The sequence below is a fragment of the Sphingomonas sp. genome, from assembly GCF_964263785.1.
In the GTDB taxonomy this organism is placed as follows: Bacteria; Pseudomonadota; Alphaproteobacteria; order Sphingomonadales; family Sphingomonadaceae; genus Sphingomonas.
This window is the reverse complement of sequence record NZ_CAXVWL010000075.1, coordinates 39,074-64,073: the sequence shown is the minus strand read 5'-3', so window position 1 is coordinate 64,073 and position 25,000 is coordinate 39,074. Positions and strand designations below refer to the sequence as shown.

At 68.4% G+C, this 25,000-nt stretch carries 23 protein-coding genes and 1 pseudogene; 10 read left to right on the top strand and 14 right to left on the bottom strand.

Annotated features, from left to right (window positions below; genetic code table 11):
• The 4 genes and pseudogenes from ACE5C1_RS10575 to ACE5C1_RS10560 form a co-directional block, all read right to left on the bottom strand.
• Nucleotides 1-499: pseudogene (locus ACE5C1_RS10575) on the bottom strand (Ppx/GppA family phosphatase); the annotation flags it as partial.
• Nucleotides 500-524: 25 nt separating this feature from the next.
• Nucleotides 525-2,711, bottom strand: a complete 2,187-nt coding sequence (locus ACE5C1_RS10570) for an RNA degradosome polyphosphate kinase (protein WP_374944034.1) — start codon at nt 2,709-2,711, stop codon at nt 525-527.
• Nucleotides 2,708-3,370 carry a chromosomal replication initiator DnaA gene (locus tag ACE5C1_RS10565; RefSeq protein ID WP_374944033.1) on the bottom strand — a complete coding sequence of 221 codons (663 nt, stop codon included), beginning with the start codon at nt 3,368-3,370 and terminating at the stop codon, nt 2,708-2,710. Before ACE5C1_RS10565 ends, ACE5C1_RS10570 begins: the two co-directional genes overlap by 4 nt.
• Entirely contained in the window at nt 3,367-4,617 is a 1,251-nt protein-coding gene (locus tag ACE5C1_RS10560) for a heavy-metal-associated domain-containing protein (protein WP_374944032.1), read from the bottom strand. The genes ACE5C1_RS10565 and ACE5C1_RS10560 overlap by 4 nt, the downstream gene beginning before the upstream one ends.
• A 65-nt stretch (nt 4,618-4,682) precedes the next feature.
• On the opposite strand from ACE5C1_RS10560, the gene purM reads away from it, so the two are divergent.
• Genes purM through ACE5C1_RS10540 form a run of 4 tightly spaced genes read left to right on the top strand, consistent with a single transcriptional unit; the run spans nt 4,683 to nt 7,282 of the window.
• Nucleotides 4,683-5,777, top strand: coding sequence for a phosphoribosylformylglycinamidine cyclo-ligase (gene purM / locus ACE5C1_RS10555; protein ID WP_374944031.1), 1,095 nt, complete (start codon nt 4,683-4,685; stop codon nt 5,775-5,777).
• On the top strand, nt 5,767-6,327 hold the full coding sequence (purN, locus tag ACE5C1_RS10550; RefSeq protein WP_374944030.1) for a phosphoribosylglycinamide formyltransferase: 561 nt from the start codon (nt 5,767-5,769) through the stop codon (nt 6,325-6,327). The genes purM and purN overlap by 11 nt, the downstream gene beginning before the upstream one ends.
• On the top strand, nt 6,318-6,677 hold the full coding sequence (locus ACE5C1_RS10545; RefSeq protein ID WP_374944029.1) for an MmcQ/YjbR family DNA-binding protein: 360 nt from the start codon (nt 6,318-6,320) through the stop codon (nt 6,675-6,677). Before purN ends, ACE5C1_RS10545 begins: the two co-directional genes overlap by 10 nt.
• The gene (locus ACE5C1_RS10540) at nt 6,674-7,282 is read left to right on the top strand and encodes a hypothetical protein (RefSeq protein ID WP_374944028.1); all 609 of its coding nucleotides are present in this window, start codon (nt 6,674-6,676) and stop codon (nt 7,280-7,282) included. Before ACE5C1_RS10545 ends, ACE5C1_RS10540 begins: the two co-directional genes overlap by 4 nt.
• Here the strand turns inward: ACE5C1_RS10540 and ACE5C1_RS10535 are convergent, their stop codons facing one another.
• From ACE5C1_RS10535 to ACE5C1_RS10520, 4 genes are all read right to left on the bottom strand, one after another.
• Nucleotides 7,283-7,798, bottom strand: a complete 516-nt coding sequence (locus ACE5C1_RS10535) for a GNAT family N-acetyltransferase (protein ID WP_374944027.1) — start codon at nt 7,796-7,798, stop codon at nt 7,283-7,285. It abuts the gene before it with no gap.
• Nucleotides 7,798-8,220, bottom strand: a complete 423-nt coding sequence (gene ndk / locus ACE5C1_RS10530; protein WP_374944039.1) for a nucleoside-diphosphate kinase — start codon at nt 8,218-8,220, stop codon at nt 7,798-7,800. Before ndk ends, ACE5C1_RS10535 begins: the two co-directional genes overlap by 1 nt.
• Nucleotides 8,221-8,399: 179 nt before the next feature.
• Complete coding sequence (locus ACE5C1_RS10525) at nt 8,400-8,840, bottom strand: DNA polymerase III subunit chi (protein WP_374944026.1); 441 nt, start codon at nt 8,838-8,840, stop codon at nt 8,400-8,402.
• Between the two features lie 22 nt (nt 8,841-8,862).
• Nucleotides 8,863-10,329: a leucyl aminopeptidase gene (locus ACE5C1_RS10520; RefSeq protein ID WP_374944025.1), complete on the bottom strand. Its 1,467-nt coding sequence runs from the start codon at nt 10,327-10,329 to the stop codon at nt 8,863-8,865.
• Between the two features lie 149 nt (nt 10,330-10,478).
• On the opposite strand from ACE5C1_RS10520, the gene ACE5C1_RS10515 reads away from it, so the two are divergent.
• The 4 genes from ACE5C1_RS10515 (at nt 10,479) to rsmA (ending at nt 15,971) form a co-directional block, all read left to right on the top strand.
• The gene (locus ACE5C1_RS10515; protein ID WP_374944024.1) at nt 10,479-12,722 is read left to right on the top strand and encodes an LPS-assembly protein LptD; all 2,244 of its coding nucleotides are present in this window, start codon (nt 10,479-10,481) and stop codon (nt 12,720-12,722) included.
• A gap of 73 nt (nt 12,723-12,795) precedes the next feature.
• Nucleotides 12,796-14,142 carry a peptidylprolyl isomerase gene (locus tag ACE5C1_RS10510; RefSeq protein WP_374944023.1) on the top strand — a complete coding sequence of 449 codons (1,347 nt, stop codon included), beginning with the start codon at nt 12,796-12,798 and terminating at the stop codon, nt 14,140-14,142.
• A 9-nt stretch (nt 14,143-14,151) separates the two neighbouring features.
• The gene (pdxA, locus tag ACE5C1_RS10505; RefSeq protein ID WP_374944022.1) at nt 14,152-15,147 is read left to right on the top strand and encodes a 4-hydroxythreonine-4-phosphate dehydrogenase PdxA; all 996 of its coding nucleotides are present in this window, start codon (nt 14,152-14,154) and stop codon (nt 15,145-15,147) included.
• On the top strand, nt 15,144-15,971 hold the full coding sequence (rsmA, locus tag ACE5C1_RS10500) for a 16S rRNA (adenine(1518)-N(6)/adenine(1519)-N(6))-dimethyltransferase RsmA (RefSeq protein ID WP_374944021.1): 828 nt from the start codon (nt 15,144-15,146) through the stop codon (nt 15,969-15,971). Before pdxA ends, rsmA begins: the two co-directional genes overlap by 4 nt.
• Nucleotides 15,972-16,052: 81 nt before the next feature.
• Here the strand turns inward: rsmA and ACE5C1_RS10495 are convergent, their stop codons facing one another.
• The 3 genes from ACE5C1_RS10495 to guaB form a co-directional block, all read right to left on the bottom strand.
• On the bottom strand, nt 16,053-16,553 hold the full coding sequence (locus ACE5C1_RS10495; RefSeq protein WP_374944020.1) for a tetratricopeptide repeat protein: 501 nt from the start codon (nt 16,551-16,553) through the stop codon (nt 16,053-16,055).
• 29 nt (nt 16,554-16,582) lie between these two features.
• Nucleotides 16,583-17,752 (bottom strand): RsmB/NOP family class I SAM-dependent RNA methyltransferase, encoded by a 1,170-nt coding sequence (locus tag ACE5C1_RS10490; RefSeq protein WP_374944019.1) that lies wholly within the window; start codon nt 17,750-17,752, stop codon nt 16,583-16,585.
• Between the two features lie 147 nt (nt 17,753-17,899).
• Complete coding sequence (gene guaB / locus ACE5C1_RS10485) at nt 17,900-19,357, bottom strand: IMP dehydrogenase (RefSeq protein WP_374944018.1); 1,458 nt, start codon at nt 19,355-19,357, stop codon at nt 17,900-17,902.
• A gap of 121 nt (nt 19,358-19,478) precedes the next feature.
• Between guaB and ACE5C1_RS10480 the strand changes: the two genes are divergently transcribed.
• Both ACE5C1_RS10480 and ACE5C1_RS10475 read left to right on the top strand, forming a co-directional pair.
• Nucleotides 19,479-20,441 carry an SPFH domain-containing protein gene (locus tag ACE5C1_RS10480; RefSeq protein ID WP_374944017.1) on the top strand — a complete coding sequence of 321 codons (963 nt, stop codon included), beginning with the start codon at nt 19,479-19,481 and terminating at the stop codon, nt 20,439-20,441.
• A 4-nt stretch (nt 20,442-20,445) separates the two neighbouring features.
• On the top strand, nt 20,446-20,871 hold the full coding sequence (locus ACE5C1_RS10475) for an NfeD family protein (protein ID WP_374944016.1): 426 nt from the start codon (nt 20,446-20,448) through the stop codon (nt 20,869-20,871).
• A 48-nt stretch (nt 20,872-20,919) separates the two neighbouring features.
• Here the strand turns inward: ACE5C1_RS10475 and recA are convergent, their stop codons facing one another.
• The 3 genes from recA to ACE5C1_RS10460 form a co-directional block, all read right to left on the bottom strand.
• Nucleotides 20,920-21,996, bottom strand: coding sequence for a recombinase RecA (recA, locus tag ACE5C1_RS10470; protein WP_374944015.1), 1,077 nt, complete (start codon nt 21,994-21,996; stop codon nt 20,920-20,922).
• 282 nt (nt 21,997-22,278) lie between these two features.
• A complete protein-coding gene (locus ACE5C1_RS10465; RefSeq protein ID WP_374944014.1) occupies nt 22,279-23,103 on the bottom strand; it encodes a 4-(cytidine 5'-diphospho)-2-C-methyl-D-erythritol kinase in 825 nt (274 codons plus the stop codon).
• A gap of 159 nt (nt 23,104-23,262) precedes the next feature.
• Nucleotides 23,263-24,918 (bottom strand): electron transfer flavoprotein-ubiquinone oxidoreductase, encoded by a 1,656-nt coding sequence (locus ACE5C1_RS10460; RefSeq protein ID WP_374944013.1) that lies wholly within the window; start codon nt 24,916-24,918, stop codon nt 23,263-23,265.
• Nucleotides 24,919-25,000: the final 82 nt, after the last annotated feature.

The following is a 25,000-nucleotide window of genomic DNA, read 5'->3' as shown; positions in this document are numbered from 1 at the left end:
CCAGGGGCAGCGACACGCGGTCGAGCACCTCGCCACCCTTCACGCGGATCAGCTCCAGGCTACCGCCGCCAAGATCGCCGACGATGCCGTCAGCCTCCGGCGTCGCCGACAGCACGCCAAACCCGGCGGCACTCGCTTCCTGCTCGCCGGACAGGATCTCGACGGTGAGGCCAGCGCTGCGCGCGATCGCCACCAGCTCATCGCCGTTGGCGGCATCGCGCACCGCCGCAGTCGCGACGGTCCGCAACTCGGCCACCTGCATCTCCCGGGCGACCCCGGCGAAGCGGGTCAGCGCGATGCGGGCGGTGTCCATCGCCTCGGGGCTGATCCGTCCGCTCTCGGCCAGGCCGCGACCCAGCCCGGCCAGCACCTTTTCATTGAACAGGATCGCCGGCAGCCGCTGTGGTCCTTGGTAAACAACCAGGCGGATCGAGTTGGAGCCGATGTCGATGATCGCGGTGCGCGGCTGCGCGTCTGGATCGATGCGGTTGGCGGCCATGCGGAACAAGCGAGACGCCACGCGGCTAATGCCCGCGCCGCAGCGACAGCGTCGGGACAATATCCGCGCCGACACTGTCGCCCCGCCCCGACAGCGACGGATTGGTCATGAAATAACGATGGAGATTGAACGGCCTGTCGCCCGGATCCTCGCGCGCGTAACTGCCGTCGGCGAGAAGCTCCCAGCTCTGTTCGGTGTCGATCAGGTTGGCGACCATCACCTGATCGAGAATCTGGTCGTGGACGGTCGGGTTCTCGATCGGCAGCATGTATTCGACCCGACGATCGAAGTTGCGCGGCATCCAGTCGGCCGACGAAATGAAGAGCTGCGCGCCGTCGTTGGGCAGCGCCTTGCCGTTGCCGAACGCCCAGATGCGGCTGTGTTCCAGGAAGCGGCCGACAATCGATTTGACGCGAATGTTGCTCGACATGCCGGGCACGCCCGGGCGCAGGCAGCAGATGCCGCGGATGATGAGATCGACGACGACCCCGGCCTCGCTCGCCTCGTACAGTTTCTCGATCACCGACGGATCGACGAGGCTGTTCATCTTCGCCCAGATCGCCGCCGGGCAGCCGCTGCGCGCGTTGGCGGTCTCGGTGTCGATCAGCGCGACCAGACGGGCGCGAAGATCGTGGGGTGAGAGGATCACCGACTTCATCGCGACGGGTTCGACATAGCCGGTGATGTAGTTGAACATCTGCGACGCATCCGACCCGATCTGGCGGTCGGCGGTGAAGAAGCTGAGGTCGGTGTATATCTTGGCGGTGATCGGGTGGTAATTGCCGGTGCCGAAATGGCAGTAGGTGCGGAACTGCCCGCCCTCGCGCCGGACGACCAGCGAGACCTTGGCATGGGTCTTCCAGTCGATGAAGCCGTAGACGACCTGCACCCCTGCCCGCTCCAGCGCGGAGGCCCAGACGATGTTCTGCTCCTCGTCGAAGCGTGCCTTCAGCTCGACCACCGCAGTGACCGACTTGCCCGCCTCGGCGGCGGCGATCAGCGCGTTGATGACCGCCGGCTGCTTGCCCGCGCGGTAGAGCGTCTGCTTGATCGCAACGACGTCGGGGTCGGCGGCGGCCTGTTTCAAGAAGGCGAGGACGACGTCGAACGTCTCGTACGGGTGGTGGACGACGATGTCCTTGGCGCGGATCGCGGCGAAGCAATCGCCGCCGAATTCGCGGATGCGCTCGGGGAAACGCGGGGTGAAGGGCGGGAATTTCAGGTCGGGGCGGTCGGCGTCGACGATCGCCTCCAGATCGTTGATGCCGAGCAGATTGCCGCTCTCGGTGATGATTGCGCCCGTACCGGTCAACCCGCCGCCCAATTCCTCCTTGAGCACCGCGGCGAGCGCGTCGGGCATGCCGGTTTCGAGCTCCAGGCGGATCACCCGGCCCCGCCGCCGCCGTTTGATGGCGTTGGCGAAGTAGCGGACGAGGTCCTCGGCCTCCTCCTCGATCTCGATGTCGCTGTCGCGCAGGACCCGGAAGGTCGCGGCGCCGTGGACGACATAACCGGGGAACAGCAGGCCTGCGAACCGCTTCAAGACCGATTCGACCGCGACGTAGCGGTCTTCGTCGCCGGGCAGCCGGATGAAGCGAGGCATCGCGGCGGGGAGCATCACCAGCTCGCGGATCGGCTCGTCGTCCGAGGTGCGGACGAGATCGAAGATCACCGACATGCCCTTGTTGGGGATAAACGGGAACGGGTGCGCGGGGTCGAGCGCCTGGGGGGTCAGGATCGGGAAGATCTGGGTGCGGAAATGGCCCTCCAGCCACTCCTCGGTCGCGTCGTCGACCGCGTCGCGGCGCAGGACGTGGAGCCCGGCTTCGTCGAGCAGGACGCGCAGGTCGCCCCAGACCGCCTGCTGGCTGTCCATCAGCCGGTCGGCTTCGGCGACGATCTCGCTCAACTGCTGGCCCGGGGTCAGCCCGTCGACCGAGCGGCGGTCGACATCCTTCGACTGCTGACCTTTCAGCCCGGCAACGCGGACCATGAAGAATTCGTCGAGGTTGGAGCCCGAGATCGAGAGGAAGCGCAGCCGTTCGAGTAGCGGGTGCGCGGGGTTGCACGCCTCTTCCATCACCCGGCGATTGAAGGCGAGCCACGACAGCTCGCGATTGAAGTAGCGGCCGCCGTCCGTGCCGGCGCCGGTGCCGGCGTACGGTTCGTCGTCGTCCTGATCGAGCCGGGCGATATGGGCGGGGCGGGTCATGTGTCCTCTTCCGAACTGCGGTCGGAACCTGAGCTGGGCCGCGGCGGCACGATGATGCCGGCGTCGACCAGGGTGATGCGTGCGAATGGAATGGACAGACGCTTGCGGCGTTCCATCGCTTCCTGATCCAGCGCATCCACCGCGCGCATGACAGCCACGTGACTCCGCTCGATCCGCGCCGCCAGCCAGTCGATCAGGTCGGCACGCGCGTCGAGCGCACGGCGCTCGAACAGCCGCGCGAGGAGCTGCGGCATCAGCGCATCGTCGGGAGCTTGGATCACGGCGTGCGCACTGGCCGCCAAGCGCGAGCGCAGGTCGGGGAGCTTGACCGGCCATACCGGCGGCTCGGCCTCGGCAACGATCAGCAGCGGACGGCGGGTCTCCTGTGCGCGGTTCCAGGCGTGGAACACGTCGGCCTCGGGCAGCCGGTCTGCATCGTCGAGAATGGTGCCGCCGCTCTTGGCCGCGAAGATGCGGGCGAGGAGACTGCGCCCGGACTTGCGCGGGCCGGTCAGGATCGCGGCGCGAGTCGGCCAGGCGCCCCAATGTTCGAGCGCGTGGACCGCGGCGGCGTTGGACGGCGAAACGATGAAGGCGTCCGCGCGCGGATCGGCTGGCCAGGCGAGCGGTAGCGCCATCTGGCTCCCCGTCTGCGTCATGGCGTGGTCGTACTGTCCGCGGGAAGATCGGGCGGGAGCAACTGCGCCGCCCGGCGGATGCGCACCGTCTGGCCGCTGCCGAAGACTTGGAAGCCGCGCGCCTCCAGGGCGGCGCGGAACTGCGCCGGATCGCCGTCGAACACGACGCGCATGATCGACACGCCGCCGAGCGCCAGGCTGGTCGTCTGCGCAGACCGCACGCCGGGGACGCCGCGCATCGCCGATTCGGTCGCGGACACCGTGGAAGCGGCGGGCGTGTCGAACTGGACGGTGACGGGGATGCCCTGCCCCGCCGCATTGCTGGCCAGATCGGCGAGGATCGCATCGACGTCGCCGGTGGTGGCGTCGTCGGTGGGCTTCGCCGCCTCGGGCGCGGGCGGCGGCGACAGGGTCGGATCGGGATCGAGCAACCCTGCTCGCAGCCCACGCTGATACAGCGCGTCGATCCGCGCGACGCCGGCATCGAGGAGCTGCGGCAGCCCCGCAGCGGTGCCGACTCGCAGGGTGAAGCTGCCGATGGTCCGGCCGTCCGGCCCGTGGCGCGCGGTGAACACGCCGATCACCGGCCCGCCCGGCCACTGGCGATAGAGCCGAACCGTGGGGACGAGGATGTCGGACGCGCCGTATTGGTCGATGATCGTCCGCCACCAGCCGCGCCCCGGCCGTGTCGCTTGGCCGGCGTTCAACAGCAGCGCGTCGGCGCCGCTGCCCGACGGGCGAACGTAGTCGAGCGTGCTGTTGCCGGTGCGAAAACGCGCCCAGGCGGCCTGCCATTCGGTGCGCTGTTCGAAGACCTGCGCCACCCCGCCCGACATCTGCACCGGGATCACCAGCATCGCCGGCGAGCGCGAGGCGTAGGTGGAGATGCCGAGCAGCGCGCTGGCGCGGCCGCGATCGAACAGCACGCCCAGCTTGGCGATGTAGCGGGTCGGGCCGATATGCTCGCGCTCGACGACGATTCCCGACACGATCTGGTCCAGCGTGCCGTCCGACACCGGCGCGCCGCCGCCGCCGAGCCGCTGCGACAATTGCGTCCAGGCGCGGCGCTGCGCCAGCCGCCAGCCGCCGAGCCGCGCGGCCTCGGCGGTCTTGGCCGCGACGTCGACGCCGATTCCGGCGACTTCGTATGCGCCCGAACTGTCGACCGCCGCCAGGCCGCGGGCACCACCGTCGATCTGCGCGACGAGGCCGCCGGTGGCGAGCGCAAGCGCAGCGGCGGCGAACGCGGAAAGGGTCTTGATACGCATGGGGTTCGCGCCTTTTGGCGAAGGCGGCGTGGAAATCCAAGCGGCATGTAGGTAATGGCTGCCGGATGGCCGACACCGAACCCTATACCTACGCCCACGCGGGCGTCTCGATCGCCGCCGGCAACGCGCTGGTGCGCGCGATCGCACCGTTGGCGAAAGCGACCCGGCGCGCGGGTGCGGATGCCGAACTGGGCGGCTTCGGCGGGCTGTTCGACCTTAAGGCGGCGGGCTTTACCGATCCGTTGCTGGTCGCCGCCAACGACGGGGTCGGCACCAAGCTGAAGCTTGCGATCGAATGGAACCGGCACGAGGGCGTCGGCATCGACCTGGTCGCGATGTGCGCCAACGACCTGATCGTCCAGGGTGCCGAGCCGCTGTTCTTCCTAGATTATTACGCGTGCGCCAAGCTGGATGCGGGGGTGGCCGAACGGGTGATCGCCTCGATCGCCGAGGGATGCCGCCAGGCGGGCTGCGCGCTGATCGGCGGCGAGACGGCCGAGATGCCGGGGATGTATGCGGCGGAGGATTACGACCTCGCGGGATTCTGCGTCGGTGCGGTCGAGCGTGACCGGGTGCTGACCGGGCGCAGCATCGCGGCAGGCGACGTCATCCTCGGGCTGGCGTCGTCGGGGGTGCATTCCAACGGCTTTTCGCTGGTACGCAGGCTGGCGGCGGACCGCGGGTGGAAGCTCGACCGGCCCGCGCTGTTCGATCAGGACCGGCTACTGATCGACCATCTGATGGCGCCTACGCGCATCTATGTGAAGAGCCTCTTGCCGCTGCTGCGCGCCGGGCGGATCAAGGGCCTGGCGCATATCACCGGCGGCGGCCTGCTGGAGAACCTGCCGCGGGTGCTGCCCGAGGGCGTGCACGCGACGATCGACGCCGATGCTTGGGCGCAGCCCCGGTTGATGGCTTTTCTGCAAGCGCAAGGGCGGATCGAGCCCGAGGAGATGGCGCGGACCTTCAACTGCGGCGTCGGCATGGCGGTGATCGTCGCCGCCGCGGAGGCCGAGGCGGTCGCCGCGGCGCTGGCGGGGGCGGGCGAGACGGTGCTGCGGGTCGGAGTGATCGAGGAAGGTCGCCGCGGCTGCACGGTGCGCGGATCGGCCGAGACGTGGAGCGCACGCGCTGACTGGACCGCAACGCATGGCGGCTGAAGCGCGTGTCGCGGTTCTCCTGTCGGGGCGTGGATCGAACATGATGGCGCTCGTCGAGCAGGCGAGCGGGTATGAGGTGGTGCTGGTCGCCTCCGATAACCCTGGGGCGCCGGGCCTTGGCTGGGCCGCGGCGCAGGACATCGCCACGTTCGCGATTTCGCCCCGCGAGATCGGTCGGCGAGCGATGGAGGACGCCTTTCTCGCGCAATTCGCGAAACATGACGTGCAACTCGTTGCATTGGCAGGATATATGCGCCTGCTCACCCCTGGCTTCATCGACACGATGCGTGGCGCCATCCTCAACATCCACCCTTCGCTGCTCCCCAAGTACAAGGGCCTCGACACGCATGCCCGCGCCATCGCTGCGGGCGACACGGTGGCGGGATGCTCGGTGCATGTCGTGACCGAGGAACTCGACGGCGGCGCGGTGCTGGGCCGGGCCGAGGTGCCGATCCTGTCCGGCGACGATGCCGACACGCTCGCCGCGCGAGTCCTGAAGGCCGAGCATGCGTTATACCCGCGCATCCTGACGGAGTTCGTATGCCGGTGACCCCACTCGACCGCATCCGCGAGACCGCGCTGGCGCTGCCCGAGACCGAGGAGCGGGTGAGCCACGGCCAGCCGACCTTCTTCGTCGCGGGCAAGCAGTTCGCGCAGGTCCGCGACAACCATCACGGCGACGGGCTGACCGTGGTGTGCGTGCGGACCTCAGGCGCCGACGAACAGGCGATGCTGATCGAGGCGGCGCCCCAGACCTATGCGCGACCGGCGTATCTCGGCGCGTCGGGCTGGGTGTCGGTCGACCTGAAGAACCCCGACTGGGCACTCGTCGACGACCGTGTCGCGCGGAGTTGGGAACTGGCGGCGCCTGCGCGATTGCTGGAGGCGGGTGGGCGATGAGCGAGACCCCGACCGAGCGGCGCGAGGCGGCGGCGACGCGGCGGCGCTGGGTGACGCTGGCCGAGCTGGTCGCGGTCGCAGGCGTGCTGATCGCGGCGCTGAGCCTGTGGCAGAGCTGGTCCGACCGCCGCGCCGACGCGGCCGACAAGGCGGCGACCGCGCGCGTCGAGGCGACGGCGCGCGCCCGCGCCGATCTGGTCGCGACGCCGCGCGACGACGGGCGCGAGCTGCTGCTGAGCGACCGTACGCACGAGATCGCCGATGCGGTCTTGACCTGGCCCTCCGCGTTCCAGGCGGCGGTACAGCACCCACCCGGGGACCCGGTGGTCAGCGCGGCCCCCATTACGCGCGCGCTGCTCCAGGCGACCGATGGCGGTGCGGACGACCGGTCGGGGCGAGTGCCTGCGATGATCGCGGTGACCTTCGTGGACGGCGATGCGCAGCGCACCGCGCGCGGCATCTACGACGTGGTGTGGCGCACGCAGGGACGCTTCGGCCGCGGACGGGTGCTGCGCTTCGAGGCGCTGCGCCTGCGCGAGCGCGGCGGCACCCAGGCCCGCGTCGACGCGATCTGGGCCCGCGAGAAGCCTCAGCCTTCGCGGTAGCTATAGGTCGAGCGCGTAGACCGGATCGACGAAACGCGCGCTGCCGACGGTGAAGACGCGTTCGCCGATCACGCGGAACCCGGTGCGTTCGTAGAAGCGGCGCGCGCGCGTATTGTCGGGATGGACGCCCAGGAGCATGCGGCGACGTCCACGCGCCCGTGCTTCGTCGATCGCGGCGCGGATCAGCGCAGCGCCCAGGCCGCCGCCGTGGGTGGCCGCCAGCGTGTAGATCCGGCGCAATTCGATGTCGTTCGCATCGGTGTCGATCGGGAAGTTCGGCCCGGTGAGGACCGCGAAGCCGAGCGGCGCATCGGTGACGTCGGCCCCGGCATAGAGCACCGCCGACGCCGGATCGGCGATGCTGCCCGCGAACATGTCGGCGCTGCACTTCGCCGTCACATGCGCGACCATGTCCGAAACGGGTATGATCGCATGATAGGTTTCGAGAAAGGTCGCGCCCGCGACGAGCGCGAGCGCGGGGGCGTCCGCCGCATCGGCGCGGCGGACGGTCCACATCAGCCGACGATCTCTTCGGGCTGGAAAAAATACGCGATCTCTGTCTCGGCATTCTCGTCCGAGTCCGACCCGTGGACCGAATTGGCCTCGATCGATTCCGCCAGCTCCTTGCGGATCGTGCCGGGTTCCGCATTCGCAGGATTGGTCGCGCCCATGATGTCGCGGTTGCGCTGCATCGCGTTCTCGCCCTCGAGCACCTGGACGACGACCGGGCCGGAGATCATGAACGACACGAGCTCGCCGAAGAACGGCCGCTCCTTGTGGACCGCATAGAAGCCCTCGGCCTGGTCGCGGGTCATGCGGATGCGCTTGGATGCGACGACGCGCAGGCCCGCTTCCTCCAGCATCTTGGTGACGGCGCCGGTCAGGTTGCGACGCGTGGCGTCGGGCTTGATGATCGAAAAGGTACGGTTCGCGGCCATGACGGTCACGGGCTCCTGTCTTTGGGGTGCGGCGGAAATATCGCGCGGTCCCTAGTCCGGGGTCTACGGGGATGCAAGCTAGGTGCTCTCGCGTCCAATCCAAGCCGTTCGTGCTGAGCGAAGTCGAAGCACTTGGGGCACCTTTCGCTTCGACTTCGCTCAGGGCGAGCGGAACTGGTTCAGGCCGCTTGCTCCCAGCGGCCTGAGTCGTTCTGTTTCCAAAAGCGGCACCCTACGCCTTCACGGCCTGCGAGCGCCTTCCACGCGGCGCGCGCGGGCTTGATCGCATCCTCGTCGAAAAGGTGAAAGGCGCGGTCGAAGTCGAGCGCGTCGTCGCGCCAGATGCCGTCGGCGAGGAGGACGTTGCGCGCGCGGTTGGCGGCGTTGACGTCGGGGGCGATAAGGATCGGCTGGTCGCCGTCGTCCGCGCCGCCGATCTGCGCGTGGGGCAGGAAGCTGTCGGCGGCGTAGGTCCAGAGCAGCTTGTCGAGGTAGGCGCGTTGCTCCTGCTCCTGCGCCACGACGAGGAGTCGTGCGCCGCCGGCCAACACCTTTTCGGCGAGCATCGGCAGCACGCGGTCGAGCGGCTGGGCGGTCAGGTGATAGAAGTCGACCTTCACCGCGCGCCTCCCGTTCTTGGCCTCACCCTTCGCAATGATCCGCGACGAAGCGGTCGAGCAGGCGGACGCCGTAGCCGGTCGCGCCCTTGTCGTGGTGATTGCCGGGCTTGTCGGACCAGACCATGCCCGCAATGTCGAGGTGTGCCCATTTGACGCCCTCGTCGACGAAGCGCTTGATAAATTGCGCCGCGGTGATCGAGCCCGCGCCCTTGCCGCCGATGTTCTTCATGTCGGCGATCGGGCTGTCGATCATCTTGTCGTAGGTGTCGGACAGCGGGAAGCGCCACAGCTTGTCGCCGCTCGCGAGACTCGCGGCAAGCAGTTGCTCGGCAAGCCCCTCGTCGTTGGCGAACAGGCCGCCGTATTCGTTGCCCAGGCTGACGATCATCGCGCCGGTGAGCGTCGCCAGATCGACGATGGTCTTGGGTCGGAAGGTCTTCTGGGTCCAGGTGATCGCGTCCGCCAGCACCAGGCGACCCTCGGCATCGGTGTTGAGGATCTCGATGGTCTGGCCGCTCATCGACGTCACGACGTCACCCGGCCGCGCGGCGCCGCCGTCGGGCATGTTCTCGACCAAGCCGCAGACCCCGACGACGTTGGCCTTGGCCTTGCGCCCGGCGATAGCCTTCATCGCGCCGACGACCGCACCCGCGCCGCCCATGTCCCACTTCATGTCCTCCATGCCGGGGCCGGCTTTGAGCGAGATGCCGCCGGTGTCGAAGGTCACGCCCTTGCCGACGAAGGCGAACGACGGGTCGCCTTCCCCCGCCCCGTTCCACTTGAGCGCGAGCACGCGGGCATCGCGGACCGAACCCTGGCTGACCGCGAGCAGCGAGCCCATGCCCAGATCGCGCATCTGCGCCTCATCGAGGACGGTGATCTCCAGCCCCAGCCCCTCGACGTCGCGGGTGACCCGATCGACGAAGGTTTCGGGATAGAGGATGTTCGGCGGCTCGGTCACGAGGGTGCGGGTCAGCGCCATGCCGTTGGTCACGGCCTGCTGCGCGGCCCAGGCTTCGTCGGTTCCGGTGGGCGCGGCGGCAATGGTGATGGTGCCTAGCGTCGGCTTCTGCGCATCGGGGAGCCTGGTGCGGTAGACGTCGTGGCGCCACGCACGCTGCGCCGCGGTGCCCGCGAACCGCGCGACGGCGCGCGACGATGGGGCGACGCCCAGAGCCGACAGATCGACGGTCGCCTCGGTGGCGCCCGAGGTCAGCAGCCGGGCGGTCAGCGCGCCGCCCGCCTTCTCCCAATCGGTGTCCGCTCCGCCGCCGACGCCGAGCAGCAGCACCTGGCGATATGTGTCCCCCGCGAACAGTTCGACGATCGCGCCGGCGTCTCCGGTGAAGCGCGCCGCAGCGGCCGCCGCCTGCGCTTGGGGCCCGGCGTCGATGCCGCTCCAGCGCACGCGCGCCAGCCCGTCCTTCTCGACCGGCAGCACCAGGATGGCGGCGTCGGCGGGGGCTTCGGGGCGGAATGCTATTTGCATGGAATGAGCCTTCGGATCGGTTGCCCAGTGGCTCTATGCCCCGCGCGCCGCGAAGCCAAGCTCGACGATTGCGGTGCCGGGCTGCGAATGCGATAGGCTTTCCCCGCGCCTCAGGGACCGGCGCGCCGAATGGGGTTGGTCGTATCATCGTGTCGCGTTTCCACCTGTTGGCCGGTTGCGCGCTGGCGCTGACCTGCGCGCCCGCCGCGGCGCAGGATCTGCAGGACCGCGCGGTCGCGCCGCCGCCGCCTTCGAAGGCTCCGGCGCCTCCTACCGCGGCGGACGGTACCGAGCAGGTGCAGTTCAGCGCCGGTACGCTTGAATACGATACGGACGCCGACATCGTCACCGCGACGGGCGATGTCCGCATGTCGCGCGAAGGCCAGCGGCTGCGCGGCGACAAGGTGGTGTGGAACCGCAAGACCGGACGCGTCGTCGCGACCGGCAACATCGCGGTCACCAATCCGCAGGGCGACATCGCTTATGGAGACTCGATCGAACTCGGCGACACGCTGAAGGACGGAATGGTCGCCAACATGCTCGTGGTGCTGGAGCGCGGCGGGCGGCTGGCCGCGGACAAGGGGCGGCGTGAGGAGAACGGCACCGTCGAGCTCGAGCACGCCGCCTACACGCCGTGCGCGGTGGAGACGTCGGCGGGGTGCCCCAAGGAGCCGACGTGGAAGATCACCGCGGTGCGCATCACCTACCGCCCCGACCGGGCCCGGGTATATTACGAAGGCGGGCGCATCGAGCTGTTCGGGCTGCCGACGGTGCCGCTGCCCAGGTTTTCGCACCATATCGGCGGCGGCAGCGACAGCGGGTTGCTGAGCCCCGACATCCGCTACGGCCGGGTCAACGGGCTGTCCGTGGCGGTGCCCTATTACTGGCGGCTGGCGCCCGACAAGGGGCTGACGATCACGCCGCGGGTGTATTCGGCGGTGCTGCCGATGCTGTCGGCGCAATACCAGCAGCTGACCGACACCGGCGCGATCAGCATTACCGGTTATGCCACGTCGAGCCGCCGCAGCGACGATCTGCGAACGAACACGATTGCCGCGACCGAATCGGCGTTTCGCGGCTATCTCGACGGCATCGGCCGGTTCCAGTTCACCCCCGAGTGGAGCCTGTCGACGTCGCTGCGGCTGGTGACCGACCGTACCTTCCTGCGCCGCTACGACATCTCGCGCGACGACCGGCTGCGCACGACCTTGTCGCTCCAGCATATCGACGCGGACAGCTATCTCGCGATCAACGGCTGGGCGGTGCAGACGCTCAGGGTCAACGACCGCCAGGGATTGCAGCCGGTCGCCTTTCCCGAGATCGACTATCGCCGCCGCGTTGCCGATCCGCTGCTGGGCGGCGTGGTGCAATTGCAGCTCAATACGCTCGCGATCGGGCGCTCAGGGGGACAGGATACGCAGCGTGCGTTCGCAAGCGCGGAGTGGGACCTGCGGCGGGTGACGCGCTGGGGCCAGGAGCTGACGCTGACCGCCTTTGCGCGCGGCGACCTCTACAATTCGTCGGACCTGCTCACCAGCCCGGCGATCTACAGCGGCGAAGGTGGGTTCCAGACGCGCGCAATCGGCGCGGTCGCGGCGGACGTGAAGTGGCCGTTCGTCGGGTCGTTCCTGGGCGGCACTCAGCGGCTGACCCCGCGGTTGCAGATCGTCGCGGCGCCGCGGGTCAAGAATTTCACGATCCCCAACGAGGATTCGCGCTCGGTCGATCTGGACGATTCGAACCTGTTCGCGCTCAATCGCTTCCCCGGCTACGACCGGTTCGAGGATTCGACCCGAGTGACCTATGGCGCGCAATGGGCAATCGATCTGCCCGGGCTCACCTTCGACACGGTCATCGGCCAGAGCTATCGCCTCGATACCCGGCCGACGATCCTTTATCCCGGCACTGGTCTCGCCGATCGCTTCTCGGACATCGTCGGCCGCAGCGAGTTGCGGTTCCGCGACTTCACCTCGATCGTCCACCGCTACCGGCTCGACAAGGACGGCCTGGCGGTGCGGCGCAACGAGATCGATGCGACGATCGGATCGCGATCGACCTATGTGCTGCTCGGTTATCTACGGCTCAATCGCGACATCTTTCCCGCGGTGGAGGACCTGCAGGACCGCGAGGAAGCGCGGGTTGCCGGGCGGGTGCAGTTCGCGCGCTTTTGGTCGGCGTTCGCGTCCGCGGTCATCGACCTGACCGATCGGCGCGAGGATTCGCTGTCGCTATCCGACGGCTTCGATCCCGTGCGCCACCGCCTGGGCGTGCAATATGAGGACGATTGCCTGCGCTTCGGCGTGACCTGGCGCCGCGACTACCAGGCCACCGGCGACGCGCGCGCGGGCAACAGCTTCCTCTTGACGCTGGCATTCACCAACCTCGGCCGCTAAGCCGCGGTTCAGGCATTTTGCGGCAGGTGGGTGGCCGGGGCCAGCACCGATCCCGTTCGACGAAGGTACAGGCGTGACGAAGCAGATGGTTTTTGGCCGTGCGGCAGGGTTCGTGCTGGCAGCGGCGCTTGCGGGCGGCGCGATCGCGCAGACGGTCCCCGACAGCCAGGTGCCTGAAACCGGCGGGCTCGATATCCCGGCAAACCTCCAGATCTTCGGCAAGGTCGACCCCAACATCCGCAAGGCGACCGCCATCGTCAACGGGTCGGTCATCACCGGCACCGACGTCGACCAGCGTGTCGGGCTGATCGCGGTGGCCAACAATGCGACGTTGACGCCCGAAGAGCGCGAACGGCTGAAGATCCAGGTGCTCCGCCAGCTGATCGACGAGACGCTGCAGATCCAGGAGGCCAAGACCGCCGACATCGTCGTAACGCCTGAGGAGATCACGCGCAGCTATGCGGGTGTTGCGCAGCGGCTCGGCCAGCCGGTGAGCGGTCTGGCGGCGTTCCTGCGCAAGGCGGGGACTTCGGACCGGTCGCTGCGCCGTCAGATCGAGGGCGAGCTGGCCTGGACGCGTTATCTGCGCCGCCGTGTCGAGCCGTTCGTCAACGTCGGCGACGAGGAGGTCAATGCGATTCTGGAGCGGGTAAAGGCGTCGCAGGGCACCGAGGAGTTCGCGCTCAAGGAAATCTACACCGAGGAAGGCGCCGATCCGCAGGCCTCGCTCGCCACCTCGCGTTCGATCATGGCCGAGGTTCAGAAGGGCCAGCAGCCGTTCGAATATTATGCGCGACAATTCTCGGTCGCGTCCACCCGCGGAGTCGGCGGAGATCTGGGCTGGGTGCGTGCCGCGCAACTACCCGACGCGCTGGCATCCGCGGCGCAGGAGATGTCGGTCGGTCAGGTCGCCGGGCCTATCCCGACGCCGGGCGGCTATTCGATCCTGTATCTCACCGACAAGCGCCGGATCGGCACCGCCGACCCGCGCGATTCGCGCCTCAGCCTCAAGCAGCTGACCGTGCGCTTTCCCGTGGGGACCAATCAGGCGGAGGCGGCGACGCGCGCCGCCGCGTTCGGCAAGGCGCTCCAGACCGTTCAGGGCTGCGGCAGCGGCGCCAAGATTGCCGCGACGGTGGGCGCGGAGGTGGTCGACAACGACACGGTGCGCATCCGCGACCTGCCGCCGCAGCTCCAGGATATCATGCTGAAACTGCAGGTCGGCCAGGCCAGCCCGCCGTTCGGTTCGGCCGCCGAGGGCGTGCGTGGGCTGGTGCTGTGCGGCATCGACGCGCCGGCGGCGGGGGCGCTACCGCGGGCCGATCAGGTCCAGGGGCAGCTCGAGCAGCAACGCGTGAACCTGCGCGCCCAGCAGAAGCTGCGCGACCTGCGCCGCGACGCGGTGATCGAGTATCGCTGAGGTGGCCGGATGACCGCGCCGCTCGCCGTCTCGATGGGCGATCCCGCCGGGGTCGGGCCCGAGATCCTCGCCAAGGCGTGGGAGGCGCGGACGAAGCGCGCGCTGCCGCCGTTCGTCGCGATCGGCGATGCGCGGGCGGTGGCGCGGGTTTGGGCCGGGCCGATCGCGATCGTCGATGGGCTCGCCGCGGGGGCGGCGCGGTTCGATGATGCGCTACCGGTGCTCCAGGTCGAGGATGCGGGCGAGATCGTATCCGGCGTGCCCGATGTCGAAGGCGCACGCTGCGCGCTCCATGCGCTGGAGCTCGCCGCGGGGCTGGTGCGGTCGGGCGCGGCGCGGGCGCTGGTCACCGGGCCGGTGTCTAAAGCGCAGCTCTACGCGATCGGCTTCGATTATCCCGGGCAGACCGAGTTCGTCGCCGAACGCTGCGGCATTGCGGGCGAGAATGCGGTGATGCTGCTCGCAGGGCCTTCGCTCCGGGTCGTGCCGATCACGACGCACGTGCCGCTGGCGAGCGTATCGGGGCTGCTGTCGGTCGAGCTGATCCTGGCCAAGGCGCGCGCGACGGCACGCGGGCTGACCCGCAATTTCGGCATCGACGCGCCGCGGCTCGCCTTTGCGGGGTTGAACCCCCATGCCGGCGAGGGCGGTGCGATCGGGCGCGAGGAGATCGACATCCTCGAGCCCGCGATCGCGCAATTGCAGGCCGAGGGGGTCGACGCGACCGGACCGTTCGCCGCGGACACGATGTTCCACCCACGCGCGCGCGCGCGGTACGATGTGGCGCTGTGCTGCTACCACGATCAGGCGCTGGTGCCGATCAAGACGCTGGACTTCGACGATGGCGTCAACATGACGCTGGGGCTGCCGATCGTGCGCACCGCCCCCGATCACGGCACCGCATTCGGCATCGCCGGGCGCGACATCGCGCATCCCGGCGCCATGATCGCGGCGATCGCGATGGCGGGCGAGGCCGCCGACCGCCGCGCCCTAGCGGACGCGTGACCTCGCTGCCGCCGCTGCGTGAGGTCATCGCGCGCCACGGCCTGTCGGCCAGCAAGGCGCTGGGCCAAAACTTCCTCTTCGACGGCCAGCTGCTTGCGCGGATCGCGGCGGTCCCCGGCGATCTGCTGGGGGCCGAGGTGCTGGAGGTCGGTCCGGGGCCCGGCGGGCTGACCCGCGCGCTGCTCGCGGCTGGCGCACGGGTGACCGCGATCGAGCGTGACCGGCGGTGCATCCCTGCGCTCGCCGAACTGACGGAGGCATACCCGGGTATGCTGCGGGTGATCGAGGCCGACGCGCTCAATGTCGACGCGCCGTCGTTGTTTGCGGGCAAGCCGCACATCGTGTCGAACCTGCCGTACAATGTCGGCACCGCGCTGCTGGTCGGGTGGCTTTCGGGGGCGTGGGCGCCGTGGTGGCAGTCGTGCACGCTGATGTTCCAGAAGGAAGTCGCCGACCGCATCGTCGCGGCGCCCGACACCTCGGCCTATGGGCGGCTGGCGGTGCTGGCGCAATGGCGGAGCGCGGCGCGGATCGCGATGCCGGTCCACCGATCGGCGTTCACGCCCCCGCCAAAGGTCATGTCGGCTGTGACTCATATCGTGCCCACCGCCGCGCCCGAAGGGGTGGACTTTGCAACGCTGGAGCGCCTCACCGGCGCGGCGTTCGGGCAGCGGCGCAAGATGCTGCGGCAGAGCCTTAAGGGAGTTGCGGGCGCGCAGGACGCAATGGCATTCGTCGGCATCGACCCGACGCGGCGAGCGGAGACGTTGTCGGTGGCGGAGTTCGTGGGGCTGGCGCGGGCGCTTACACCGCGTTCGTGCTGAGCAAAGTCGAAGCACAGGGGTCTGATGCCCTTCGACTTCGCTCAGGGCGAACGGAAGGCTTGGAGCTGCTTTAGCTAACAGCTATTCCTTGGCGACCGCCGGCTTGATGACGACCGCGGCGGTGGTCACCGGCGGGCCCTTGGCGATCACCGCGGCGAGCACGGTCGCGTCGGTACAGCCCGTTTTGCAGAGCTTGCGGATCTTGACCAGATTCTCGCGCGCGCGGATCACCGCACCCTTGGCGACGAGCGCTTCGCCCTGCCCGCGCAGCGCCGCAACGTCGTTGGGCTCCAGCAGCAACGCTTCGCGGTACAGCCGGATCGCCTTGCCGGGCAGATCGCGTGCATCGGCAACCTCGGCGAGCGTCACGAAGGCGGCGCGGTTGCGCGGGTCGACCGCGACCGCGGTCTCCAGCGTGTCGGTGGCGCCGTCGAGATTGCCCGACGCCTTTTGCGCGCGGCCTTGTTCGAGCAACTGGATCGATCGCGGATCGATCGCCGTGTCGGTCTTCTGACCGCTGAGCGATGTCGTGATCGACACCACCGCCAGCGCGGCGGCTAGGGCGACGGACGAGGTACGCATGATCGTCTCCAGACTGGGCACGCGCCGAATTAGCACGCGCGCCGCAGCCGTGCGACGAAAAAACCGTCGGTGCCGCAGGTCGCGGGCGTGAGCCGCAGCCCCTTGCCGCGTGCGTCGCCGCAGGGCAGATCGAGGGGCTCCGCGCTCCAGCCTGCGCGTGCGGCAAGGAACGCCTCGACCTGATCGGGTCCTTCGCGGTCGAGCAGCGAACAGACGATGTAGACGAGCGCGCCGCCGGGGCGGACCAGCGTCGCGGCGATATCGAGGACATGGGCTTGCGTCGCGACGAGTCGGTCGATGCGCGCGGGCGTCAGCCGCCACCGCGCTTCGGGATTGCGCCGCCAGGTGCCGGTGCCCGAGCACGGTGCATCGACAAGCACGCCGTCGGCGCCGTCGTGCCAATCGGCCAGCGCGTCCTTTTCCCGGTTGGGGTCGAGCAGCCGCGTCTCGACGACCGTCGCGCCCGCACGTGCGGCGCGCGGAGCCAGCCGCGACAGCCGCCCCCGGTCGATGTCGCAGGCCAGGATCGCGCCATCGTCCGCCATCGCTGCGGCCATCGCCAGCGTCTTGCCCCCCGCTCCTGCGCACAGATCGACGATGCGCTGGCCGGGCTGTGCCGTGATCGCCATGCCGACGATCTGGCTGCCCTCGTCCTGCACCTCGATCAGCCCTTCGCGAAAAGCCGGGAGTGCCTCGACGTTGGTGCCCGAGGCAAGGCGCAGACCGTCGGGCGCGTACCGGGTCGGTTCGGCGTTGAGGCTGAGCGACTCCCGGGCCGCCTTCAGCCGGTTGACGCGCACATCGAGCGGCGCGCGATCGGTCAGAGTCGCCGGGTCGACTTGCGAGGCGGCCAGCATCTCCACCAGCCATTCGGGCGCGGCACCGGGCTGCGCGCGGGGCTCGTCCGGCGTAATCGTCACCGGAGCGTGGGTCGAGCCGTCGAACGTGGCGGCTATCGTCGGATCGGCGTCGGCGAGCGCCAGCATCGCGGCACGCCCGGTGGCGGGCACCTCCCCCGCCTGGCGGATTGCAGCATAGACCAGATCGCGGACCGCGCGGCGGTCTTTCGATCCGGCGTAACGGCGGGTGGCGAAATAGCGCGCGACCAGCGTATCGGCCGCGGCACCGCCTTCGCACGCGGCGGCGATGACGGCGTCGAGCAGCTCGATCGCTGCCTGGGTGCGGGCGGGTGGTGTCATCTGCCTAATTTGTTCACGGAACGGGAAGGGGAAGTCGCGGGGCAGCCGCGAGCGACGGTCCTGCTGGGCTGCCCCTCCACCAGCCTGCGGCTGGTCCCCCTCCCCGTGCCGGGGAGGAGTTGAACAAGACTACGCTGCGCTTCATCCTCAATGCGACGGGTAGTTCGGGGCTTCGCGGGTGATCGTCACGTCGTGGACGTGGCTCTCGCGCAGCCCCGCACCGGTGATCTGGACGAAACGCGCGCGTTCGCGCAGGTCCCTCAGCGTCGCCGAGCCAGTGTAGCCCATCGACGCCTTGATGCCGCCGACGAGCTGGTGGATGACGTCGCGCGCGGGGCCCTTGAACGCCACCTGCCCTTCGATGCCCTCAGGCACGAGCTTGAGCTGGTCCTTGATGTCTTGCTGGAAATAGCGGTCTGCCGAACCCTTTGCCATCGCCGCCATCGATCCCATGCCGCGGTAGGATTTGTAGGCGCGGCCCTGGTAGAGGAAGGTCTCGCCGGGCGCTTCCTCGGTACCCGCGAGCAGCGACCCGATCATCACGCACGACGCGCCTGCCGCCAGCGCCTTGGCGATGTCGCCCGAGGTGCGGATGCCGCCGTCGGCGATGACGGGCACGCCGTGGCGATGGCCTTCCTCGGCGCAGTCCATCACCGCGGTTAATTGCGGCACGCCGACCCCGGCGACGACGCGGGTGGTGCAGATCGATCCGGGGCCGATGCCGACCTTCACCGCGTCCGCGCCCGCGCCGATCAGCGCCTTCGTCGCCTCGCCGGTGGCGACATTCCCTGCGACGACCTGGACATGGTTGGATAGACGCTTCACACGCTCGACCGCGCGCGCGACGTCGCGGTTGTGGCCGTGCGCGGTGTCGATGACGATCAGGTCGCATTCGGCGTCGACCAGCGCTTCGGTGCGGTCGAAGCCCTTGTCGCCGACCGTCGTCGCCGCCGCCACGCGCAGACGCCCGGCGGCGTCCTTGGTCGCGTCCGGATACATCACCGCCTTCTCGATGTCCTTGACGGTGATGAGGCCGACGCACGCGTAGTTCTCATCGACGACCAGCAGTTTTTCGATCCGGCGCTGGTGGAGCAGACGGCGCGCCTCCTCTTGACCCACGTCGGTCGAAACGGTCGCCAGGTTCTCGTGTGTCATCAGCTCGGCGACGGGCTGATTGGGGTTGGCGGCGAAGCGGACGTCGCGGTTGGTCAGGATGCCGACGAGCCTGCCGTTCGCCTCGACCACCGGAATGCCGCTGATTCGGTTCTCGACCATCAGGGCACGGGCCTGCGCCAGCGTCGCGGTGGGCGCGATGGTGATCGGGTTGACGACCATGCCGCTCTCGAAGCGTTTCACGCGCCGGACTGCGGCGACCTGTTCCTCGACCGTCAGATTGCGGTGCAGGACGCCAATGCCGCCGAGCTGCGCCATGACGATCGCCATGCTGCCCTCGGTCACCGTGTCCATCGCCGCCGACAGCATTGGCACGTTGAGCGCGATGGTGCGCGTTACCTGCGTCCGCGTGTCGGCCTGGGTCGGCAGCACGTCGGATGCTGCCGGGTACAGCAGGACGTCGTCGAAGGTGAGACCGAGGCGAATGTCCATGGGGTGTGCCGAATCCGTGCGCGAGGAAGTGGCGGGCCATGTAACCGCGTACGCTGCGAACCGCTAGGCCCCCGCCCCCGCACCTGCTAATCTGCGCGCCGGACACGAAGGAACCGCTTGCATGCCCCTGATTGCCGCAGCCCTCGCGCTTGCGCTGGTGCTCTTGTATCTCTTCACGTCGATCAAGATCGTCCGGCAGGGCTATCAGTACACGATCGAGCATTTCGGCCGCTACACCGCCACCGCGGCGCCGGGGTTCAACTTCTACCCCGCCTTCTTCTATCGTGTCGGCCGCAAGGTGAACATGATGGAGCAGGTGATCGACATCCCGGGGCAGGAGATCATCACCAAGGACAATGCGATGATCTCGACCGACGGGGTCGTGTTCTTCCAGGTGCTCGACGCGCCCAAGGCGGCGTATGAGGTGTCGGACCTGTATGTCGCGCTGCTCCAGCTGACGACGACCAATTTGCGCACCGTCATGGGATCGATGGACCTCGACGAGACGCTGTCGAAGCGCGACGAAATCAACGCGCGGCTGCTGCGCGTCGTCGATCACGCGACGACGCCGTGGGGGGTGAAGATCACCCGCGTCGAGATCAAGGACATCCGCCCGCCGGCCGACATTGTCAACGCAATGGGCCGCCAGATGAAGGCCGAACGCGAGAAGCGCGCCAACATCCTCGACGCCGAGGGGACGCGCGCCTCCGAGATCCTGCGCGCCGAGGGGCAGAAGCAGGCGCGCATCCTGGAGGCCGAGGGACGCAAGGAATCCGCCTTCCGCGACGCCGAGGCGCGAGAACGCGCGGCCGAGGCCGAGGCCGCAGCGACGAAGGCGGTGTCCGAGGCGATCGAGGGCGGCAATACCCAAGCGATCAACTATTTCATCGCGCAGAAATACGTCGAGGCGATCGGCAAGTTCGCGACCAGCCCCAACGCCAAGACGATCCTGTTCCCGGTCGAGGCGACGCAGCTAATGGGGACGCTGGGCGGGATCGGCCAGCTCGCCAAGGATGCGCTGGGCGATGCGGTGGCGAGTCCGCCTGCACCGAAGCGGGGACCGTTCGAGCTGCCGGGGAGCTGAGCCGGTGAGCGACGCCGGGTGGTGGCTGATCGCGGCACTGGCGCTCGGCATCGCCGAACTGGCGGTCCCGGGCGTGTTCCTCGTTTTCCTGGCGATCGCGGCGACGATCACCGGCGTGGCGCTGCTCGCACTCGACCTGCCACTGGCCGCGCAGCTGGCGTCGTTCGGGGTTTGGAGCGTGGTGACGGTGGTGATCGGGCGACGCTGGTACAGCGACTACCCGGTTGCCGCCGACGCACGGCTGAACGATCGGGTGAGCCAGATGATCGGGCAGATCGTCGAGGTCGAGACCGCAGTCGATGGCGGCATGGGCCGGGTGCGAGTCGGCGACGGTTCGTGGCCTGCACATGGCGCCGATGCTGCGCCGGGCGAGCAGGTCCGGATCGTCGCGGTGGAGGGCGGGGTGGTGACGGTCGAACCCGTCCGTTGACCAGCCGGGCCCGGGTGACAGCGTCATCCAGGCCCGGTCATCCCGGCGTCAGGTGTCGTCGTCTTCGCTGGCCCCCACCATCATTTCCTCGGCGACCTTTTCGGTGCGCTGGCGGATGGCGCGTTCCAGGCGGTCGGCCATGTCGGGGTTTTCCTTGAGGTACGTCTTGGAGTTCTCCCGGCCCTGACCGATGCGAACCGAATCGTAGGAGAACCACGAACCCGACTTCTCGACGATTCCGGCCTTGACCCCGAGATCGAGGATCTCGCCGATCTTGGAGATGCCCTCTCCGTACATGATGTCGAATTCGACCTGCTTGAACGGCGGCGCGACCTTGTTCTTGACGACCTTCACCCGGGTCGCGTTGCCGGTGACTTCCTCGCCGGCCTTGACCGCGCCGGTGCGGCGAATGTCGAGGCGGACGCTGGCGTAGAATTTCAGCGCGTTGCCGCCCGTCGTCGTCTCCGGGTTGCCGTACATGACGCCGATCTTCATGCGGAGCTGGTTGATGAAGATCACCATGCAGCGCGAACGGCTGATCGATCCGGTCAGCTTGCGCAGCGACTGCGACATGAGGCGCGCCTGGAGCCCCACATGGCTGTCGCCCATCTCGCCCTCGATCTCCGCGCGCGGCACGAGCGCTGCGACCGAATCGACCACCAGCACGTCGATCGCATTGGAGCGGACGAGCGTGTCGACGATCTCGAGCGCCTGCTCGCCGGTGTCCGGCTGGCTGACGATCAGCTCGTCGATGTTGACCCCGAGCTTCTTGGCATAGACCGGATCGAGCGCATGCTCGGCATCGACGAAGGCGGCGGTGCCGCCGCCCTTCTGCGCCTCGGCGATGACGTGGAGCGCGAGCGTCGTCTTGCCCGACGATTCGGGGCCGTAGACCTCGATCACGCGACCGCGCGGCAGGCCGCCGACGCCGAGCGCGATGTCGAGCCCTAGGCTCCCGGTCGAGATCGTTTCGACCTCCATCGACTGTTTGGAGCCGAGCTTCATTGCCGAGCCCTTACCGAAGGCGCGGTCGATCTGCGCCAGCGCGGCGTCGAGCGCCTTCTGACGATCGGTGTTCACTGCTGGTGCTGCCACGTTGTCGATCACCTGAAGTTTAGCGGCCATGAGGAACCCCTTCGCTAGAACATGCGCGTGGCGGCGGCAACGCGTCTGTTCGGCATGTATATGCTTTGTTCGCTGGGAACAAGAGAAGAACGAACAGTCGCACGCGCTTTCATCGGAGCGCGTGATCGACCGCGCCCACCGACGTGACGCACATGTCGCGTCCGTTCGGCAATTCCGTTGCCGATGCTGGAAATTTCGTTGCGTGAAGGTGACGGGTGGCAAAGGCCGGGCCGGGGCGCATGGCCTCCACATGGCACGCATGGGCCGTGTAGGACAGAGCCGTCAGGCGAGCGTCGTGGACAATCTCCACCAGCCGCGCGCGCCGGCCTGCCGGGCAGCGGCGTCGCGCGTATCCGCGGTCGCGAACAGGGCAAAGCAGGTCGCGCCCGATCCGGACATGCGCGACAATATCGCGCCGGGAGCGGCATCGAGCATGGCGCGCACCTCGCCGATCACGGGCGCGAGCGTACGGGCGGGCTGTTCAAGGTCGTTGCGGCCTTCACGTGCGCGGTCGAGCAGCGCGCCTTCGCCGATCGGGCCGCGATCGACGCCGTCCCATGCGGCAAAGACCGCGGCGGTGGATACCGCCACGCCGGGGTTGACGAGCAGCACCGGGGTTCCGGTGAGGCCTTCGAGCGCGACCAGGGCGTCGCCGCGGCCGGTGCCGAGGGTGGTGCGGCCGTCGAGGCAAGCGGGGACGTCCGCGCCGAGCGAGGCGGCGAGCTTGGTGAGACGGGGGTCGTCGAGGCCGACGTCATGAAGGCGGGCGAGCGCGCGCAGCGTCGCGGCGGCGTCCGCCGATCCGCCGCCGATGCCCGAGGCGACGGGGAGGCGCTTGTCGAGGGTAATGGCGTGATCCCTGGCGATGCCGAATGCATCACGAAATCTGCGTGACGCCTGTAAGACCAAGTTGTCGCACTCTTTCGCCAGCGCGTAACCGAACGGTCCGGTCAGCAGTAACGCTTCCGTGTCCCATGATCCAACAGTCACCTCGTCGCCGTCGGTGCAGAAGGCGAACAGGGTTTCGATGTCGTGATAGCCGTCCGCGCGGCGGCGGCGGACGTGGAGGGCGAGGTTGATCTTGGCGGGGGCGGGTTCGGTGATCATTGCTCGCCTGTTCGGCTCACTCCAGCGTCACCCCGGACGTGTTCCGGGGCCCAGGGTTCGGCGAGTGGTGCGGATAGAGGCTCTGAGTTCGATGTCTGCCGCACGCTGGACCCCGGAACAAGTCGGGGGTGACGGAGGATGTTGGGCGACCGGTGTGCGTTACATGTTAGGATAGTTGGGACCACCCCCGCCCTCAGGCACCACCCAGTTGATGTTCTGTAACGGATCCTTGATGTCGCACGTCTTGCAATGCACGCAATTCTGGGCGTTGATGACGAACTTCGGGTTGCCTTCCTCCACGCCGACGAACTCGTACACCCCCGCCGGACAATAGCGCTGCGACGGTCCGTCGTACATCGGCAGATTGTAGTTTACCGGAATGTCGGGGTCGCGCAGCGTCAGGTGGACGGGCTGGTCCTCCTCGTGATTGGTGTTCGACAGGAACACCGACGACAGCCGGTCGAAGGTGAGGACGCCGTCGGGCTTGGGATAGACCGGCGGCTTGACCAGATCCTTGCGCCACAGGCTTTCGTGATCGGGATGATGCTTCATCGTGAAGGGCATCTTGATGCCGAGATGCTCCAGCCACATCGTCATCCCCGACAGGCCCGAGCCGATGAAGTCGCCGAATTTCTTCACCAGCGGCACGACGTTGCGGACGACCGACAGCTCCTTCTTGAGCCATGATTTGTCGAACGCCTCCGGGTAGGCGCTCAGCTCGTCATGCTCTCGGCCTGCCTGGATCGCGGCGAAGGCGGCCTCGGCACCCATCATCGCCGATTTCTGCGCGCCATGCGTACCCTTGATCCGCGGCACGTTGAGGAACCCCGCCGAACAGCCAATCAGCGCGCCGCCGGGGAAGACCAGCTTCGGGATCGCCTGCAACCCGCCGTCATTGATCGCGCGCGCGCCGTAGCTGACCCGTTTGCCGCCCTCCAGCAGCTCGGCGACCGCGGGATGGGTCTTCCACTTCTGCATCTCCTGGAACGGCGAGATGTAGGGGTTGGTGTAATTGAGCCAGGTGACGAAGCCGATGCTGACCTGCCCGTTCGCCTGGTGATAGATCCACCCGCCGCCGTTGGCGTCGTCGCCGAGCGGATAGCCTTGGGTGTGGACGACCTTGCCGGGCTCGTGCTTGGCCGGATCGACGTCCCACAATTCCTTGACCCCCAGGCCGTAAACCTGCGGCTGCGCGTCCTTCGCGAGGTCGAAGGTGCGGATGACCTCCTTGGTCAGGTGGCCGCGCACGCCTTCGGCGAAGAAGGTGTATTTGGCGTGGATCTCGAGTCCGGGCGTATAATCGGGCTTGTGGGTGCCGTCGCGTGCCACGCCCATGTCGCCGGTTGCGACGCCCTTTACCCGGCCCTGCTCGTCGAACAGCACTTCGGCCGCCGCGAAGCCGGGGAATATCTCGACCCCGAGCTCCTCCGCCCGCCCGGCGAGCCAGCGGCACAGATTGCCGAGGCTGCAGGTGAACGTCCCCTTGTTGTGCAGGAATGGCGGGGTCCACAGGTGGGGAAGGTTGAACTTTTTACTGGGCGTGAGCACCCAATGGTGGTTCTGCGTCACCGGCGTCTCGCCGAGCGGGCAGTCCGTGTCGCGCCAATCGGGGATCAGCTCGTCCATCGCGCGCGGATCGATCACCGCGCCCGACAGGATGTGCGCGCCGACTTCGGAGCCCTTTTCGAGCACGCAGACCGCCAGTTCGGCACCGGCCTCGTTGGCCAACTGCTTCAGCCGGATCGCCGCCGACAGGCCCGCTGGCCCCGCGCCGACGATCACGACGTCATACGGCATCGACTCGCGTTCGCTCATGACTTTTATCCACACTCCTGGCAGCAGCCCTAGCGTCACCCGGCTGGGCGCGCGGCCACCACGTCCTGACCGTATATCCGAT